Below are 16447 nucleotides of genomic sequence, written 5' to 3'. Positions count from 1 at the left end.
CGCCGCCCCGCCCGCCCGACGCCGAGCGCCGCCCCGCCCGTCGGACGCCGAACGCCGTCCCGCCCGTCGGACGCCGAACGCCGCCTCGCCCGCCCTACGCCGAACGCCGCCCCGCCCGTCGGACGCCGAACGCCGTCCCGCCCGTCGGACGCCGAGCGCCGCCTCGCCCGCCCTACGCCGAACGCCGCCCCGCCCGTCGGACGCCGAGCGCCCCGCGCGATATGCGGCATGTCGGGGCTTCCCCCGGCCCGGAAGACCCGACATGCCGCAAGCTGCGGGCCAAGCTGTGGGTCGGTAACGCCGAAGCGGAGCCGACCCGAGCGGGCCGGCTCCGTCGAGACGGGCGAAGCGGTCAGTGAACGATGACCGGGACCTTCGGCTGGTCGCCCGGCTGATCCCCGGGCTGGTCGTCGAGCAGGTGGGACCGTTCCCGCCGCCTGGGCAGGAACGCGGCCGGGATGAACGTCGCCGCCACCAGGGCGAACGCCACCCACAAGGTGGTGGCGAAGGAGTTGGCGGCGAAGTCCAGCCCACGCTCGATGAGTGACGGGTCGGGCAGCTGCTGCGCCAGCTCCGGCCGCTGCTGGGCGGCGATGGCCAGGCCGGCCTCGGTGACCGGGTTGCCGGCCTCGTCGGTGAGGCCGGGGATCTGCCGGGAGCCGTTCAACTCGTTGGTGAGGATCACCGACATCACCGCGGCGCCGACGGAGCCGCCGATCTGCTGGAGGATGTTCACAAGCGTGGAACCTCGGGCCACTTCGTGCCCGGTCAGCGTCTTCAGTGCCGACGTCATCACCGGCATCATCGTGCCGCCCATGCCCAGGCCCATCACGAACAGCGAGCCGCAGAGCAGCACGTACGAGGTGTCCGCGTCGAGCTGGGTGAAGGTGAAGAACCCGGCGAGGATGAGCAGCAGCGCGAACGGCACCGTCCGGCCGACCGGCACCTTGTCGGCGAGCATGCCGGCGATCGGCATGGTGACCATGGCACCGATGCCCTGCGGGGCCATCAGCAGGCCGGCGTGCAGCGTCGACTCACCGCGTACCTGGAGGAAGTAGCTCGGGAACAGCAGACCGGCACCCATGAAGGCGATGATGAAGACGAACATGGTCAACGCCGCGATGGTCAGCCTGCGATTGCGGAACAGCCGCAGGTCGAGCAGCGGGTGCTGAGGCTTGAACGAGTAGAGGACGAACGCCACCACCAGTGCGGCACCGATCAGCATCGGGCCCCACACCTCGGCATCGGCGAAGGTACCGGCCTCGGGCAGCGTGGAGACGCCGTAAAGGAAGAGGGCCAGGCCCGGCGAGAGCATCAGCATGCCGACGAAGTCGAACGACTCGGAGGGCTGCGGGCTGTCCTTCGGGAGAGCCAGCTGGGCGTACACCAGCGCGACGATGCCGATCGGCAGGTTGATCAGGAAGATCCAGTGCCAGCTCGCCACGTCGATCAGCCAGCCGCCCAGGATCGGGCCGCCGATCGGCCCGAGCAGCATCGGGATGCCGAGCACCGCCATCAGCCGGCCGATCCGGTTCGGCCCGGCCGCCCGCGTCATGATCGCCATGCCGATCGGCATGAGCATGCCGCCGCCAAGACCCTGCAAGACCCGGTACGTGATCAACTCGCCGATCGTGTCGGCGGTGGCGCACAGGCCCGAGCCGATGGTGAACAGCGCCAGCGCCATCATGTAGAGGCGTTTGGTGCCGAACCGGTCCGCGGCCCACCCGCTGAGCGGAATCACCGTGGCCAGCGCGAGCGTGTAGCCGGTCATCGTCCAGGCGACCCGGGCGTACGAGGCGTCGAACTCGCTCTGGAACGTCGGCAGGGCGACGCTTACCACCGTCACGTCGAGGATCGACATGAGCGCACCAAGCACGACGACGCCGGCCACCTTGAGTACCGCGGCGTCGAGCTTGTCCGAAGTTGGGACAGGCTGCGGTGCCGCGACGGATTGCTGTGTCACGAGGTCTCCTGTTGTCGGAACTGTCCGGGAGGACGAGCGGTGGTGGCCGACGTGGCGCCACTGGCCGGCGCGACGGCGGTGGTGAAGCCCGCACGGCACAGTAGCCCCCGCCAACGACACTTCGCCGCCCGTTTAGCGACCAGCAGAGCTTTCTGTGAGCACGGCCACGGTGACTCTGCGCCGCCAGGCGTGACCGGACGGGAAACGGGTAGGCGCGGCACGCGGTGAGGGCCGGGCAGACGACGGGAGAGGTGGTGCCAGCGTGGCGAAGTACCTGGTCACAGCGATCTACACGATCCCGGGCATGGCCGGGTTGGCCAAGGACGGCGGCACGGCGCGGGCCGAGGTCGTCAGGGCCCTGATCGAGAACGCCGGTGGGCAGGTCGAGGCGCTGTACTACGCGTTCGGCCAGTTCGACCTTTACGTGCTCTGCGACGTGCCGAACAACGTGACCGCCGCGGCACTCGGCATCGCCGTACGGGCGGCAGGCGGCGTCGACGCCCGGATCGTGCCGCTGCTCACCACCGCCGAGATCGACGCCGCCGTCCGACTCCCCATCACCTACCAGCCACCGGCCGCGTGACCTGACCAGGCCCGGTGTGAGCTGCCACCCAACACGAGATGCGGCATCTCGCGGCCTCCTGCGCATCAGAAAGCCCGACATCCCGCAACGCGGGACAGGATCGAGTCCCGCCGAACTGGGCCATTGATAGAGATGCATGTCGACCTCTAGCATGCGCACTATGCGTGCTCGTGGGGTCACCCTGGTCGCCGTCCTCGGCATCGTGCTCGGGCTCTCCGGTACCGCCGTCGCCCACGCGGCGGACGATCCGGTGTTGACCACTCCCGGCGCACCGGTCGTGGTGGCCAACGAGCCACACCGGCTCACCCTGACCTGGGCACCGTCGACCTGGATCGGCGAGCCGGGCGGAACGGCGATCCGGCACGAGATCCGAGCGTGGCTGGGCCCCAACGTGTACCGCAGCCTCGGCACCACCACCGGCACCGACCTCACCCTCACCGATCTCGCGCCGGGCACCCAGTATCGGCTCACCGTCTGGGCGTACGCCGACACCGGGTACTCCCTCGACTCGCCCGTGACCCCGGTGCGCACCGCCTACGGGAAGGCACGGGTCAGCTACCGGAACCTGAGCTGGTCACCGACAGACAACCAGATCCAGCACGTCCTCCGGGTCGTCAACACGGGCACCACCCCGCTCGACCTGGCGGACGTGCGGATCCGCTACCACCTGACGTTCGAGGGCGGGAACACCTCGCTGACCACCAACTGCGACTGGGCGGCGATCGGCTGCGCCAACGTGCAACACCACATCCAGTTCTTCCCACCGCCCCTGCCGCCAGGCCCGCCGGGTACGCCACCGCCGGCTGCGCCATCGCCGTCCGCCTCGGGATTGTCAATGGCCCCCGCGACGACCACGTCGCCGCTGCCGCCGACCCCGACGCCCACTCCGACGGTCTTCCCACCGCCCGGCACCCCGATCCCCGGCTGGATCGAACTGACCTTCACCGCCGGGCAACTGGCCCCCGGCGCCTCGACCGGCCCCATCTACCTCCGCCACCACCGGCCAAACTGGTCCGCGATCGACGAACGCGACGACCCCAGCTGGCAGCACGCCACCGGCGAGTGGGCCGACAACAGCCGGATCACCCTCGACGTCAACGACATCCGCGAGTACGGCGACACATACGCGTGAGCCAAGCGATGCCGCGCGGTGATCTTGCACTTCCTGTCGGGACAAAAGCATGCAGCCCGATCATTCCGCCGACCGAAAGTGCAAGATCTGTGGGGCGTGACAGCGGGGGGGCGACGGATTAGCCTGTCAGCGCTTGCTTCACGGCGCTGAATCGGATTCGTTCCTGTTCCAATCGCAGGGCGGGTGCGTAGTGGTCTGCGATCAGATCGTGGTGCACCTGGGACTCGGCGGGCGTCAGGTGGGTCAGCTCCGCCTTGGCCGGAGTGGCCTCCCGGCCCCAGTGGGCCCGGTGCCGCAGCAGCGTGTCGGCGTCCATGAGCGTCGACGCGGTGTGCGGAAACACCTGGCGAAGCCGGTCGAGAATGGCGAACCCGTGGGTGTCGATGTCACCCCAGTAGGTCAGCTCCCGGTCGTGCAGCCAGGCCAGCGGTGCCAGGGCGCGCACCGCGTAGCCGCCGCCGAAGACCGCGACCGTGTCGGGGACCGGCGGAAGCGCGAGGTAGGTGGTCTCGTTCTCCACGACGAGCACCCGTACGGCGTCGAGCGGGCAGGCGGCCAGCTCGTCGACGCGTACGGTCACCTCGCTGAACGGACCGAGCGCCGCCGGCGCAGGCCGGGCGAGGGCCCGCAGCCGCACGTACGCCGGCTTGGTGCGGAACCGGTACCGCTCGGCGAACCGGGCCGGCGGTTGCGCCGAGTCGACCCGTTCGGGTGCCAACTGCCGGTCCAGCAGCTGGGCCAGGACGCCCCGGTGCTGCTCGATGAACTTGGTGTCGACCCCGGGCACGTCGATCTGCCGCACATAACGCTCGGTGCCGGGGTGGCGGTCGATCCAGCGGACGACGTCGACCAGGCGGGGCCAACTCGGCTCGTGGTCCAGCACCTTGATCGGTTCGGCGATCATCAACTCGACCAGGCCGGGCACGCTGGACCGGGTGGCCTCGACCAGCCGCAGGAACGTCTCCACCTGCCGCTTCACCCGCAGTAGGGCCCACACCCGGTCGGCACTGTCGATGACGGCCCGATGCGGCACCTCGTTGCTGCCGACGAGCCGCCCGCCGACGCGTTTCCACTCCAGACGGACCAGGGTCGGGTCGACGGCCTGCCACGCGGCGAGCCAGTCCTGGGCGGCACCGAAGTTCTCGGCCAGCTCGACGGCGGTGGGCGCGCGCAGCGGCACGACGATCGGCTCCCACCGCTGCCGCGCGTACGCGGTGAGCAGCTCGCCGGAGTTCCACCGACGCCGCAGCTTCGCGACGAGGTCTGTCGGGGTGGACCAGCGCGTAGCCGGCACTGTCATTCCCCGACAGTGACCAGGTGGGCGAGCTGGTGCGTCTCGCGCTGGTGGAGGTACTCCTCAATGCTGAGACTGCGCAGCCGCGAATTGCTGCCGCTGGGGTTGTCGACGAAGCCGACGGCCGAGACGTACGGCTCGATAATGTGGATCTTCTGCAACGGAGTGACGATCAGCAGCTGCAATCCGAGCCGCTGAAACAGCGCGAGCGCGAACCGGGTCGACTCGTCGGAGCCACGGCCGAACGCCTCGTCGATGACCACGAAGCGGAAACTCTGGTCGCGGTCGGTGGTCAGGTCCAGCTTGAACTGGTACGCCAGCGACGCGGCGAGAATGGTGTAGGCGAGTTTCTCCTTCTGCCCACCGGACTTGCCGCCGGAGTCGCTGTAGGTCTCGTGCTCGCTGTCGTCCTCGCGCCACCGCTCGGAGGCGGAGAAGACGAACCAGTTGCGCACGTCGGTCACCCGCCGCGCCCAAGCCTTGTCGATGTCGGTGAACCCCGGCCGGCCCCTGAAGCGTTCGATGAGCTGCTTGACCTGGAGGAACTTCTGCTCCGAGTACTGGTCGGCGTCGTCGCGCGCGAGCGAGTTCTCGGTACAGGCGCGCAGGTCGCTGATGAAGTCGCGGATCTCCACATTGGGAGTGCGGTTGCCCTCCAACCGGATGTACCGGCCGTTGTTGTAGTCGATGTCCACGAGGGACCTGTTGATCGTGTCGATCCGTTCCCGGATGAGATCGGCCTGCTTGTGCAGCTGGGAGTGGAAACCGGCGATGTCGCGGATGGTGTTGGTGTTCAGGTACGTCTTGAACTCGTTCTCGAACCGCGGCAGGTCGTCGCGGACCAACCGCTCGTGCATCGTCCGGTACTCCGGCGCGGACTGGATGGAGCTGTCCAGCTCGGCGGCCTCCACCGGGTAGGTGTTGCGGAAGTCCTCCATGGCCCGTACCGCCCGGTTGCTGGCCAGCGCCGACCGCCGGGCCGACTCGTCGCGCTCCCTGGTGAACTGCGCCTCGGCGGTGCCGCGCAACCGGTCGTACTCCTGCGGGCTGGACAGCGGGGTCTCCCCGGCCAGCTCGGCGATGGCCGCGAACCAGCGTTCCGCGTCGCGCGCCGCCGGCTCCCGCAGCAGCGCCTCGGCGTCACGCTGGCCGTGCGTGGCCTGTTCCAGATGTACGTCGGTCTGGGCGATCCGGCGCTGTAGGGCGTCGCGTTCGGCGCTGCGGGCGTCGATCTCCTCCAGCACCGCGTTCAGCCGAGCGGTGATCCGCTCCAACTCTTGGGACGCGCCTTCGAGCTGCTGCTTCTCCTGGCGCAACGCCTGCACCCGCCGGGCGGAGGACTGCCAGTCGACGTCGGCGAAATCGGTGGCTTCGGCGAGCTTGCCCAGCACGCCGAGCCGGCGGTTGAGGGCGTCGAGCCGGTCGACGACCGCGTCCCGGTCGCTCACCGCCCGACCCTTGTCATGAGTGAGTACCCGCGCCTTGGCCAGCAACGCGTCGATCTTCGACTCGATGCTCCAGCCCAACACGTACGTGCTGCGGTCGTCGATGTGGCTGCGGTCGTCCTTCTCGTGCCGCCCGCCGGCGTCCTTGACCTGGCCGGCTCTGGTGATCGCCCGCTCGGCGCGACGGAACTCCTCGACCGTCTGCACGCACTCGTAGCCGGCGCGGCGGCGCAGCTGCCGTTCCAGCCAGGGCCGCAACGGCGACTCCTTCAACTCCAGCTTGGCGAAGAGCTGCCGCCCGGCATCGGCGGGCAGCGGCTCCGCCTGCCGGGGCACGGTCGCCGGCACCCGGTAGTAGACGAGTCGGCCGCCGAGGTGGTGCCGGTCGACCCAGCCGGCCACGGTCGGGTAATGCTCGTCGGGCACCAGGATCGACAGCGCGAAGCCGCGCAGTAGCCGCTCCGCCGCTCCCTCCCAGTCGGCGGCGTCCGCCCGGACCTGGATCAGCTCGCCCGCGAACGGCAACGCCGCCTCGGGCAGTTCCAACTCGGCACAGATGCGTGATCGTAGGTCGAGGTTGCGCCGGGGGATGTTGCTGCGCCGCTCCTGGAGGCTGCGCAGCTCGGCGTTCACCTCGCTCTCCTGCTGCTCCAGCTCCCGCACCCGCACCGCGGCGTCGGTCAGCTCGTTCTGCAGGGCGGCGCGATGCTCCTCGGCACCGGTCAGCTCGTCGGTGATCTCCCGTTGCCGGGCGGTGAACTGCTCGATCGTCTCCACCGGCGCGAGGCCGGCGTCGGCCAGCAGGCCACCGAACCGGTCGGAGCGGCGGCGCCGTTCGTCGCGGGTGCCCTCGGCGTCGGCGATCTGTCGTTCCAGCTCGGCGATCCGGTCACCGCCGTGCCCGGCGCGTTCGAGCTCCAGGCGTTGCCGCTCGGCCCCCAACTCGGTAAGCGTCGTCCCGGTCGCGGCCAGCTGCCCGTGCAGTTCGGCGAGCTCGGCGGTGTGCGCGGCAGCCCGGGCAGCGTACAGTTCGGCCTTGCCGCGCGCGCAGAAGTACGGCAGGGCCTCCCGCTTCGCGTCCAGCTCGCCGATGGCCTGACCGTAGGTGTCGTAGGCGTCGCAGGCGTCGAGCAGCGGTTTGAGCGCGGCCAACTGTTGGCGGGCCTTGACCACCGCCTCGTGGGCCTTGGTCAGATCCTGAAAGTGCTCGACGAGGCGACGGATCCAGCCGCCGGTGTCGAACGGCTCCAGCATGTGCTGGCGGACGAAGTCGTTGAGGTCACCTACCGCCTTCATCGACACGGTCTGGTGGAACAGCTCCATCGCCTGGTCCGAGGCGATGCCGAGGCGGCGGCGGAAGTCCCGGCCGTACTCGGGGAAGTGGTCGTACACCTTCGCGCCGGACTGGCGCAGCCGCCGCTTGAGCTGGCCGATCTCAGAGCCGAAGTCGGCGAAATCATCCGCGATGGTCAACTCCTGGCCGGCGGTCAGGTAGAAGCGCTCCGGCTGGCCCGGGTTACCGTCGTGCAACCAGAACACCTGCGCCAGGCTGGCCGCCGCCCCGCTGGCCGGCTCGACGAAGACACCGAGCAGCACCGAGTAGCAGGAGCCGCGGCGCAGGCCGACCGGCTCCGAGGCACCGGTCTTCTCGTTGCGCTCCGACTTGTAGTGCCCCAACACGTAGGAGCGCAGCGAGCGCTCCCGGCTGTCGGCGCCGGCCGCCTTGTTGTACGAGATCCGGTTCGCCGGCAGCAGCAGCGTGGTGATGGCGTCGACGACAGTGGACTTGCCGGAGCCGATGTCCCCGGTGAGCAGGGCGTTGGCCCCGTCGAGGTGCAGCGCCCAGACCCGGCCGTCGAACGTGCCCCAGTTGTGCAGCTCCAGCCGGCTGAGGCGGAACCCGCTCTCTGCGGTCATCGGGTCGTCTCCAGTTCGGCGGCGTACTCGGCCAGCCGGGCGTCGAAGTCCGCCAGCCACTGCGCGTCGACGAACGCCTTGATGATGCGCCGCACCTCGTACGTCGCCTCGGTGTCGTCGATGCGGCGCAGGAAGCCGAGCTCTACGATCTTGTTGAGGTGGCTGTCGATCTGGTCGATCAGCCGAGCCTCGCTGGTCGAGGTTGGCAGGAAGACCGCGCACAGGTCCACGATCTGCTGCCGGGTCAGCACCAGCCGGGTGTCGGCGTTGCTGGCGTCGAACTCGGCGAGCTTCTTGCGCAGCAACGCCAGCAGCAGGCTGGCGTGGAACGACAACGCCCGGCGCGGGATGAGCCGGGGAATGGCCGGCTGCGTCTCGTCGTCGCCGGGCTGGGAGCGCAGAAACGCGTACCCCTCGGCCTCGTCGATGACGACGGTGAGGCCGAGCACGGTGACGTAGTCGCGGACCTGTGCCTGCAACTGCGTCAGGTGATGCCACGGCACCGGATGCGTGTCGCGGTAGATGACACCCTTCATCAGGTGGGCGGCGGCCACCGAGAGACTCGGCTCCTCGCTTCTGGTCGTGGCCATCACACCTCCTGCGGCACGGGCACCCGGCGGACGAAAGAGACGGCGGGCAGGAGCGCGGTTCGCATCCGGCCGTCGGGGTCGCACCACCGCACCTGGTCGCGCCGGCCGTCGTCGAAGACCACGTCGAATCCCGGGTCGCGCAGCGACAGGTACGTCACCAGCTCCGCCAGACCCTGCTCCAACGGGCGGTCGACCAGCACGTCCGGCAGGGACACCTGAGAGCTGCGGCGCAGGGCTCCGCGTACCGCGTCGGTCAGCCGGGCCGGGTCGACGTGCACCTGCTCGAAGAGCCGGGATACGTCGATGTCCGTCTCGCCGGTGTCGACCGTGCTGTCCAGGGTCTGCTTCGCCCGGGGCCGGTACAGCGGGCGCTCCATCGGCAGCACCACCTGCGGGGCGGGCGCGTCGAGCGCAAAAACCAGGTCGTTGGTGGGCTGGTCGCGCAGCGCCAACGCATGCGCCTCGATACCGCGCAGCAGGTCCATCACCCGCCGGTTCTCCAGCCACACCTGGTCGTCGAGGAACCGGCGCAGCTGCTCCGACAGCAGCCGTACCGTCGCCTGGGTGCGCTCCGCCGCGTCGAGCCAGTCGTAGTGGATGCGCCGCATGCGCGGATCCGCCTCAGCGATGACGTCGAGCGACTGCACCCGGGCGAGCAGGTCGGTGAACTCCTGCTGGCGTTGCGGAGACAGCAGAAAATCATAGAAGGCGTGGAAGCTGCGCCCCTGGTCGGAGTCGGCGATGGCGTGCCGGTTGCCGACCACCTCGTCGAGCAGTTCACCCTTCGAGCCGCTCCAGGTGGCGATCTTCTCCCGCAGCGCCCGATCGAGCGAGCGGAAGTTCGCCTCGACCTCACGGAAGTCGGCGAGCAGCCCGCGCGCCGTCGACACGAACTGCTGGTAGCGATCCCGCTGCGCGGCACCGTCGAGCACCTCCACCTGCCCGCCGCGTACCTTGGCGATCTCGGCGTCGATCGCGTCGCGGCGCGCCTGCAACTCCGCCAGCCGGGCATCCGGGTCGGTCTCCGCGCCGTAGGCCATCTGGCGCAGCAGCTCCAGCACGATGTTCAGCCGGGACTCGGTGCCGACGAACGACCGGTCCTGCAACGACTGCACCCACGACAACGCCCGCTCCACCGCTGGCGTCGCGTCGAAGTGCACCTCGTCCGAGTCGGGCGGATAGTACTTCCGCAGCCAGCCCACCTCCGGCTGCGCCCAGTCGTCCAGGTACGCCTTGGCGGTTCGCGGGAACGTGCCGGCACCGTGCCGCTCGTTGAGCGCGAACAGCTCGTCGGACAGCCGCGCGGCCAGCTCGACGCCGGAGATGGAGCGTACGTTCTCGTCGACGAAGACCCGCCCCAGAAAGCTCAGCACGAGCGCGGCATGATCGGCACGCAACAACCGCCACGCCGCGTTGTTACGGCGCAGCCACTCAACCTCGTCGAACTCGCTCGTCACCGCCCCATGCCCACACCTGACCGCCCACCTCAACCGCCGCCCATGCTAAAGCCCGCCACGAACAACCCCGCACATCACTCCCAACCTCCCACCCCACCCCGTCGCGCTATTACCAAAGTGAATCTTGGACCCGGAGCGCCCTTCCAGGGGCACAAGCTGCCCAAGATTGCTACAAGAAGCGGGGGTGGGTCTGCTCAGGGGTTGGTAGCGGTTGGTTCGAGGATGAAGACGGGGATCTGACGGTCGGTCTTGCGCTGGTAGTCGGCATAGTCCGGGTACGCCTCGACCGCCCGGCGCCACCAGACGGCCTTCTCGTCGCCGAACACCTCACGGGCCCGGTAATCCCCTGTCTTTGTCCCGTCCTGAAGCTCGATCACCGGATCGGCGACCAGGGCGGCGTACCACTGCGGGTTCTTGGGTGCGCCACCCATCGAGGCGACGGCCGCATAGTGTCCCTCGTGCTCGACCCGCATCACCGGCGTCTTGCGGAGCTTGCCGGTCTTGGCACCCCGGTAGGTCATCAGCACGATGGGCCGGCCGGCGATCGTGACGCCGTCGGTCGTGCCGGTACGCACGATCCGCTCGACCTGCTCGCGGACCCACTCCAACGCGCTCGGCTCGTAATCACCGCTCAATCCCATGTCCCCAACCTACGCGACCTCTATGGACGCCGCCCCGCGCAACCGCCGACTGTCAAGGCTGATCGCGTCGGCAAGGTGACCCCACGTCGATCTTGCAGTTTCTGTCGAGGCAAACACCAAGATCCCGGTCATCTCGCCGACCAAAAGTGCAAGATCTGTGACGTGGCACAGGCGATGTCGAGGCTGCGGCCGCCGTCACCGTGGCCTCCGCAACCAGCCGGCCACGTACCCGCCTGCGGCGATCGCACCGGCGGTGACGGCCACGCCGACAGCAAGAGGAGCGAGCTGTCTCGCCGCCTTCCGCACAACGTTGGCCTGGTCGGGGGTGGTGACCGGAGCTGGCTCGCCCGTCGCTCGACCGGGCTGTGCGCTGTCTTCGGGCGAGCCTGCGGCAAGCGCGGCGAGATATCGCTGGTCAAGGACTGCGGTAAAGCGACGCGCCCGCCGGGACGTCTCAGCTTTCATCCGTGGTCCCCGGGCCTCGGCCCAGAAGCGCCGCCCCGATTCGCCCTTGAAGAACTGGTCGGCGAGGACTTGCAGGTGCGGCTCGCTGAGGACGTCGACCTCCCACATCAGTTGCCAGTGGGAAACGATCAGATTGGTGTAGACGTGCTTGCGGAACCACCCGACGTCGGACGGCTGCTCAATCGGGCCCCAGCACTCAAGCAGGCCGGGGTCGTCGATGGCCATCTTCAGCAGGTCAGCGTGCAGTGCCCGCAGCGTCTGTTCGCGGGCCGCCTTCGCTTCCCTGGCCTGAATAATCAGCGAGGTGACCACGCCGGTGAGCGCGAGACCGGCGAGGATCGCCGATGCCGCGCCGTACGCCTCTCCGACACTGCCCAACAGCGGCCAGTCGTAACCGGGCCGTTCACCGATCCAGAGCAGACCCAAAGGAGACAGCAGGACCGCCACGAGGATCACCAGGATCACCAGCAGCAGCGCGGTCGGCATCGCCGATCTTCGTACCCGGCCGGCAACCGTCCGCAGTTGGGGCATCACGCCTCCACGCTCACAGGTGGAGGCAGGCTACTACAGGTGCCCGCCAGGCGGCCTGCGCCCATCGACCTCCCGGTCGTAGAAGGAGTCGAACGGCTCCGCCTCGGCAAGTAACGAAGCGACCCGCTCCCGGCAGCCGTCCACCACCGCCGCGTCGGTGAACTTGTCCGCTCCGATCGGTGTCCCGCTCTCGTCGTAGCGGACCTCATAGACCGCCCGGCTGCCGACAACCATCAGCTCGGGGACGATCCCGTGTTCGCGCTCATGCTCCAGGATCGCCTCCGTGGTAGTGGCAAGCACCCGGATCAACTCCCCCACCTCGGCTCGGAAGCGGAGGAAGTGCAGCTCCCAGATCAGATAGGGACTGAGGGGCAGTGTCACGACGCGAAGCCGATGCAGCCCGGAGCCCAACTCGGCGAGACGGTCGAAGAAGCGCTTCAGCTCCGGGTTGGGCTCGGCGGCGATGCGCAGCGACTCCTCCCACTGGCCAGCGGCGAACGCCTCCCAGCTCGGGCTGCCCGGCTCGCGAAAGGTCTGCAGCCGCTCGGTCTTGAGGATCGGCCCGTCCACCGACTCGACCGCGGCATAAAAGTCGGCCTCGTAGTCGGGCAGGCTCAGCCGCTGACCGGAGCATGCCCGCAGCAGGTCACGCATTCGGGATGTCCGGCTTCGCCGCGATAATCATGCTACGTGGCAGGACCACGAGCCGCTCATCATCGCCGACGCTGACGCCTGAGGGCAGCCGACCCGCGTAGTGCGCCGTCAGGTCCCGGCCAATCACCGCGATGTCCCCGTTGGACAGCTCCCAGATATCGGGGCAGGTGGTCGTGCCTCCGCTCTCCCCGAGCTCAGCCGCCGACCGTCCGAGACGCCGCGCGAACGTCGCCGCGCGATCAACCTCCCACTGAGCTACCATCGCCACCTCCCAGAGTGATGGAGCGAGCACCCAGAATAGTTGCCATCGGGTTGCAGCCCCGGCGAGAGCGTTTCCGATTTATCGCAATCAGAAGCCGATCTCAGCACATGACGGGGTACCGAACCGTCACCGGATGTTGGGCAGGTGAATCCGGTAGGCGGGTATCCCGGTGGCGGGAAGTCGGTGGTGGGCGAGGTCGAGCATGGCGGGTGGGCCGCAGACGTAGACGTGCTGGTTGGGGCGGTAGCGGTCGAGCGCGAGAGTCAGGGCGTCGGCCTGTTCGGCGGGGGCGGCGATCGGGTCGTGGGAGAAGGTCGGCACGACGGTCAGCCAGGGGTTGGCCTGGTCGAGCTTGTCCAGGGTGATCGCATCGTAGAGGTCGGCGATGGTGCGTACGCCGACGATCAGGGTCACCCGACGACCGGCCGGTGCGGCGGCCACCTGCTCGACCAGGGCGCGCAGCGGGGACAGCCCGGTACCACCGGCCACCAGCAGCAGGTCCCGGGCAGTGGCTCGTCCAGCCCCGACCGGCGCAGCCCCGGCAGATGCCGCCTCGTCGGGGCAGTCAGGAGGGGACGGCTCCGGGGCGGTGGGCAGGCTCAGGCCGATGTCGACGGGTGGGCCGAGGTGGAGCAGGTCGTCGGGGCGTACCTCATGGACGAGGGTGCGGGAGACGGTGCCGGCGGAGACCGCGCGGACGTGCAGCTCGACGGTGCCGTCGGGGCGCGGCGCGTTCGCCGGGCAGTACCAGCGCCACCGGCCGGGATGCTGCGGCAGGCTCACCGGCACCGCCTGGCCGGGGCGGAACGGCAGCCGCCGCGACGGGCGTACGGTCAGGATGACGATGCCCTGGGCGGCCAGGTCGCGGCCGACCACCTCGGCGGGCCAGAAGGCCGGCCCGTCTCCCATCCGCCCGGCGGCGCGCTCGATAAGCGCCCAGGCCCGCCGCCACCGTCGCTCCCAGCCGACCTGCGGCGGGCACAGTCGCGGCGCCACAGGTGCCAGCGCGGCACCGATTAGCGGGCCGTGCTCGGGGCGCAGCCGGTACCGGCGGTGGACCCGGCCGAGCACCGCCAGCAGCGCCAACCGCCCGGCCCGGTCACCACCACCGCCGACCAGGCGGGCCAGCGCGGCGACGACGAGCGCCGTCGCCCGTTCCGGCAGCAGCCCCGGGGAGTACGCCTCCAGACCGGACCGGAAGCTCGCGGCAACCTGGCTGATCACCGCCTGATCACCCGTCGCCAGCACCCCGGCCAGGTAGTCGGCGGCCCGCCGCCGCTGCGCCTCCGGCAACCCCGGCCAGCCGTCGAACGCCTGTCCGCCGGCCGCGAGCTGCCGGGTCAGGTGCGCGGCGAGCCGGTCCCGATCAACCCCGATGAGGTACGCCGACAGCTCCGCGTCCGCCTCGACCAGCCGCAGCCAACGGGCCACCGCCTCCCGGCTCACCGCCGCTCCCCCGTCGGGTGGCCGTGGGTTGCCGGCCGGCAATCGGTGTGCCGGGACTGCCACTGCCGCAACGCCTGCCGGATCCGTTCCGACTCGGTGTTCGCGGTGGTCAACTCCCGGTGCAGCCGGGCGAGTTCGTCGGCGACCCGGTCGAGATAGTCGTACACCTGGGCGGGGTCCAGGCCCCGCCAGCGCCTGTCGAAGTCGACAGCTCGAACCTGATGTGCGTGGAGGCGTTCCCCGGACAGGTAGATCATCGCCGCGGTGCCTCCTGCTCGGCGATGAGCGCCTGCACCTGCCGGTCGCTGAGGCCGCGCCGGTCCAGCACCCGCCGCCCCCACCGATGCAGCCGGGACGGATGCGGCGCGCGGTCGTTCCGGCAGCGCGGCCCCTCGGGCCACTGCTCTGCGGCGTGTACGGTCACTGCCCGCACCGCGAAACCGACATCCTCTGCTGTCACGTACGGCGGCATCGGCAGCTCGCCGAGCACCTGGTCGATCGAATCCATGTCCCTCCCCTGCTGTGGTTGCGGCACCGAGGCGGGCGGGGACGGCGCACCGTCGGGGGTCGGCACAGCCGGAGCCCAGCACCCGCCCCGGGCCATGTCATGCAGAGTTGTGGATCAGCAGGGCGGGCCGTATGACGTGGGCGAAGTAGGCGACATGCACATGCCGTATGCGGTCGGGCTACCGACTGTTGCGAATCACCCGGTGGTCTCGCCATCGGCGGGCAGCATCAATCAGTGGTCCATGATGCGGGCCGGGTGCGGACCGTTGCTTGCGTTGCCACAGGCGCACGAGCGCGTCGGCGAAGGCGTGCAGCGCTTCGTCGGAGGCGTGCGCCCATGTCGGGATCTGCGCGGCCCATGCCTCGGCTCCGGCGGGAGGATGGCCGGCGCGGACGAGACGGACCAGCATGAGGGCGGTGTCGATCCACGCCGCTCCGCGCGCCGGGCTGGACCAGTCGACGAGCCGCAGCCGGTCACCGACGAGGAAGTTCCGCGGCGTCATGTCGGTGTGCAGAAGCGTTTCGCCGTCGACCAGGTCGGGAGCGATCAGCCCTCGCCAACGGTCAGCGAAGTGCTGCACCTGGACGGGCGGGCTGGGAGTGAGCAGGCGACTCTGGGTGGCGAGCAGGTCCGCGACCGCAGTCAGGTCCGGCGAGCCTGGAGCAAGGTCGGGATGCCGGCCGGCAACGTACTCGAAGCCGAGGATCAACCAGCCTTCTGCTTCAACCGTCCAGCGCAGGCGGGGTGCCACATCGGGCAGACAGGGGTTGACGCGGGCCTCGTTCCGGTAGAGCCAGCCGGACGGCCCTTCCGCCTCGCCACCCTTGCAAAAGACCCGGCCGGTGTCGGTGTCGACAACGGCGGCCAGGTCGCAGGATGCACCGGTCGGTACGGAGTAGGCCGCATGGACAGCACCGGTGCGTTGTTCGATCTGCCGGCGTACCTCCCCGGGAAGCTCGTGCCAGTCGCGGCGACGCGGCATCCGGTGGCCTCCCGAGGGCGAGCGGTCCCGGGCAGTGTATGCCCGGGACCGCTGGTGGCCCGCCTATCGAGTCGGGCTGTCGGTGCAGCCGGCGTGGCACTGGGTGCAGTCAGCCAACCGGCCGCCCCACAGCTCATGATCGACGGCGAAGCCGGCGGCGGTGATCGCGGCGACCGTCCGGGAGATTGGAGCGCCGATCGGCTCAGGTCCGGAGGGCGGCTCCTTCGATGTGGGCTCCGGCTGGTGGTGGATGAACCGACCGGCGATGCGCTCGCAGAAGTCGGCGTACTCACGGGTGTGGAGGATGAAGGTGTGCCAGCCGATGTCGACCAAGTCACTCGGCCCGAGCGGTCCGGTGGCGGTGGCGCAGGTCCCGAGGAAAGCGAGCGCCTGATCGAGGATCCTGGCCGGCAGGTCGGGGGCCAGTTCGGTGTGGTCGTGGGCGATGCGGGCGGTCAGCTGGGTGAACAGCTCGTCGGAGACGAGCGCGCGGCCGGTGCCGACGCGGTCGATGGTGAGCATCCTGCTCCTTCCGTTGGTGGTCTCACCGCAGGCTGCGCCCGGATGCCCTCGATCC

Annotated in this window: 16 protein-coding genes; 2 read left to right on the top strand and 14 right to left on the bottom strand. The window is 69.8% G+C overall.

Going from position 1 to position 16447, the window contains the following annotated elements:
- Window positions 1-352: 352 nt before the first annotated feature.
- A complete protein-coding gene (locus O7601_RS11955; protein ID WP_281566239.1) occupies window positions 353-1963 on the bottom strand; it encodes a DHA2 family efflux MFS transporter permease subunit in 1611 nt (536 codons plus the stop codon).
- Window positions 1964-2225: 262 nt separating this feature from the next.
- On the opposite strand from O7601_RS11955, the gene O7601_RS11950 reads away from it, so the two are divergent.
- Together O7601_RS11950 and O7601_RS11945 are read left to right on the top strand one after the other, a co-directional pair.
- A complete protein-coding gene (locus tag O7601_RS11950) occupies window positions 2226-2546 on the top strand; it encodes a GYD domain-containing protein (RefSeq protein WP_281566238.1) in 321 nt (106 codons plus the stop codon).
- Window positions 2547-2706: 160 nt separating this feature from the next.
- Window positions 2707-3678 carry a cellulose binding domain-containing protein gene (locus tag O7601_RS11945; RefSeq protein ID WP_281566237.1) on the top strand — a complete coding sequence of 324 codons (972 nt, stop codon included), beginning with the start codon at window positions 2707-2709 and terminating at the stop codon, window positions 3676-3678.
- Between the two features lie 118 nt (window positions 3679-3796).
- Here O7601_RS11945 and O7601_RS11940 read toward each other — a convergent pair whose 3' ends face one another.
- From O7601_RS11940 to O7601_RS11880, 13 genes are all read right to left on the bottom strand, one after another.
- Window positions 3797-4978 carry a Wadjet anti-phage system protein JetD domain-containing protein gene (locus tag O7601_RS11940; RefSeq protein WP_281566236.1) on the bottom strand — a complete coding sequence of 394 codons (1182 nt, stop codon included), beginning with the start codon at window positions 4976-4978 and terminating at the stop codon, window positions 3797-3799.
- Complete coding sequence (locus O7601_RS11935; RefSeq protein ID WP_281566235.1) at window positions 4975-8334, bottom strand: SbcC/MukB-like Walker B domain-containing protein; 3360 nt, start codon at window positions 8332-8334, stop codon at window positions 4975-4977. The genes O7601_RS11940 and O7601_RS11935 overlap by 4 nt, the downstream gene beginning before the upstream one ends.
- Window positions 8331-8924 carry a DUF4194 domain-containing protein gene (locus O7601_RS11930; protein WP_281566234.1) on the bottom strand — a complete coding sequence of 198 codons (594 nt, stop codon included), beginning with the start codon at window positions 8922-8924 and terminating at the stop codon, window positions 8331-8333. Before O7601_RS11930 ends, O7601_RS11935 begins: the two co-directional genes overlap by 4 nt.
- Entirely contained in the window at window positions 8924-10381 is a 1458-nt protein-coding gene (locus O7601_RS11925; protein ID WP_281566233.1) for a DUF3375 domain-containing protein, read from the bottom strand. The genes O7601_RS11930 and O7601_RS11925 overlap by 1 nt, the downstream gene beginning before the upstream one ends.
- 194 nt (window positions 10382-10575) lie before the next feature.
- The gene (locus tag O7601_RS11920; RefSeq protein WP_281566232.1) at window positions 10576-11022 is read right to left on the bottom strand and encodes a nitroreductase family deazaflavin-dependent oxidoreductase; all 447 of its coding nucleotides are present in this window, start codon (window positions 11020-11022) and stop codon (window positions 10576-10578) included.
- 195 nt (window positions 11023-11217) lie between these two features.
- Entirely contained in the window at window positions 11218-11973 is a 756-nt protein-coding gene (locus O7601_RS11915) for a DUF6082 family protein (protein ID WP_281566231.1), read from the bottom strand.
- Window positions 11974-12051: 78 nt separating this feature from the next.
- A complete protein-coding gene (locus tag O7601_RS11910; protein ID WP_281566230.1) occupies window positions 12052-12672 on the bottom strand; it encodes a DUF6879 family protein in 621 nt (206 codons plus the stop codon).
- Window positions 12665-12934: a hypothetical protein gene (locus O7601_RS11905; RefSeq protein WP_281566229.1), complete on the bottom strand. Its 270-nt coding sequence runs from the start codon at window positions 12932-12934 to the stop codon at window positions 12665-12667. Before O7601_RS11905 ends, O7601_RS11910 begins: the two co-directional genes overlap by 8 nt.
- A gap of 126 nt (window positions 12935-13060) precedes the next feature.
- Complete coding sequence (locus O7601_RS11900; protein WP_281566228.1) at window positions 13061-14380, bottom strand: FAD-binding oxidoreductase; 1320 nt, start codon at window positions 14378-14380, stop codon at window positions 13061-13063.
- Window positions 14377-14637, bottom strand: a complete 261-nt coding sequence (locus O7601_RS11895) for a DivIVA domain-containing protein (protein ID WP_281566227.1) — start codon at window positions 14635-14637, stop codon at window positions 14377-14379. The genes O7601_RS11900 and O7601_RS11895 overlap by 4 nt, the downstream gene beginning before the upstream one ends.
- Window positions 14634-14888, bottom strand: a complete 255-nt coding sequence (locus tag O7601_RS11890) for a hypothetical protein (RefSeq protein WP_281566226.1) — start codon at window positions 14886-14888, stop codon at window positions 14634-14636. The genes O7601_RS11895 and O7601_RS11890 overlap by 4 nt, the downstream gene beginning before the upstream one ends.
- 178 nt (window positions 14889-15066) lie before the next feature.
- Window positions 15067-15870 carry a hypothetical protein gene (locus O7601_RS11885; RefSeq protein WP_281566225.1) on the bottom strand — a complete coding sequence of 268 codons (804 nt, stop codon included), beginning with the start codon at window positions 15868-15870 and terminating at the stop codon, window positions 15067-15069.
- 63 nt (window positions 15871-15933) lie between these two features.
- The gene (locus O7601_RS11880) at window positions 15934-16392 is read right to left on the bottom strand and encodes a hypothetical protein (RefSeq protein WP_281566224.1); all 459 of its coding nucleotides are present in this window, start codon (window positions 16390-16392) and stop codon (window positions 15934-15936) included.
- Window positions 16393-16447 lie beyond the last annotated feature (55 nt).

Source organism: Verrucosispora sp. WMMD573 (genome assembly GCF_027497175.1).
Classification (GTDB): Bacteria; Actinomycetota; Actinomycetes; order Mycobacteriales; family Micromonosporaceae; genus Micromonospora.
This window is presented reverse-complemented; position numbering and strand designations above follow the sequence as displayed.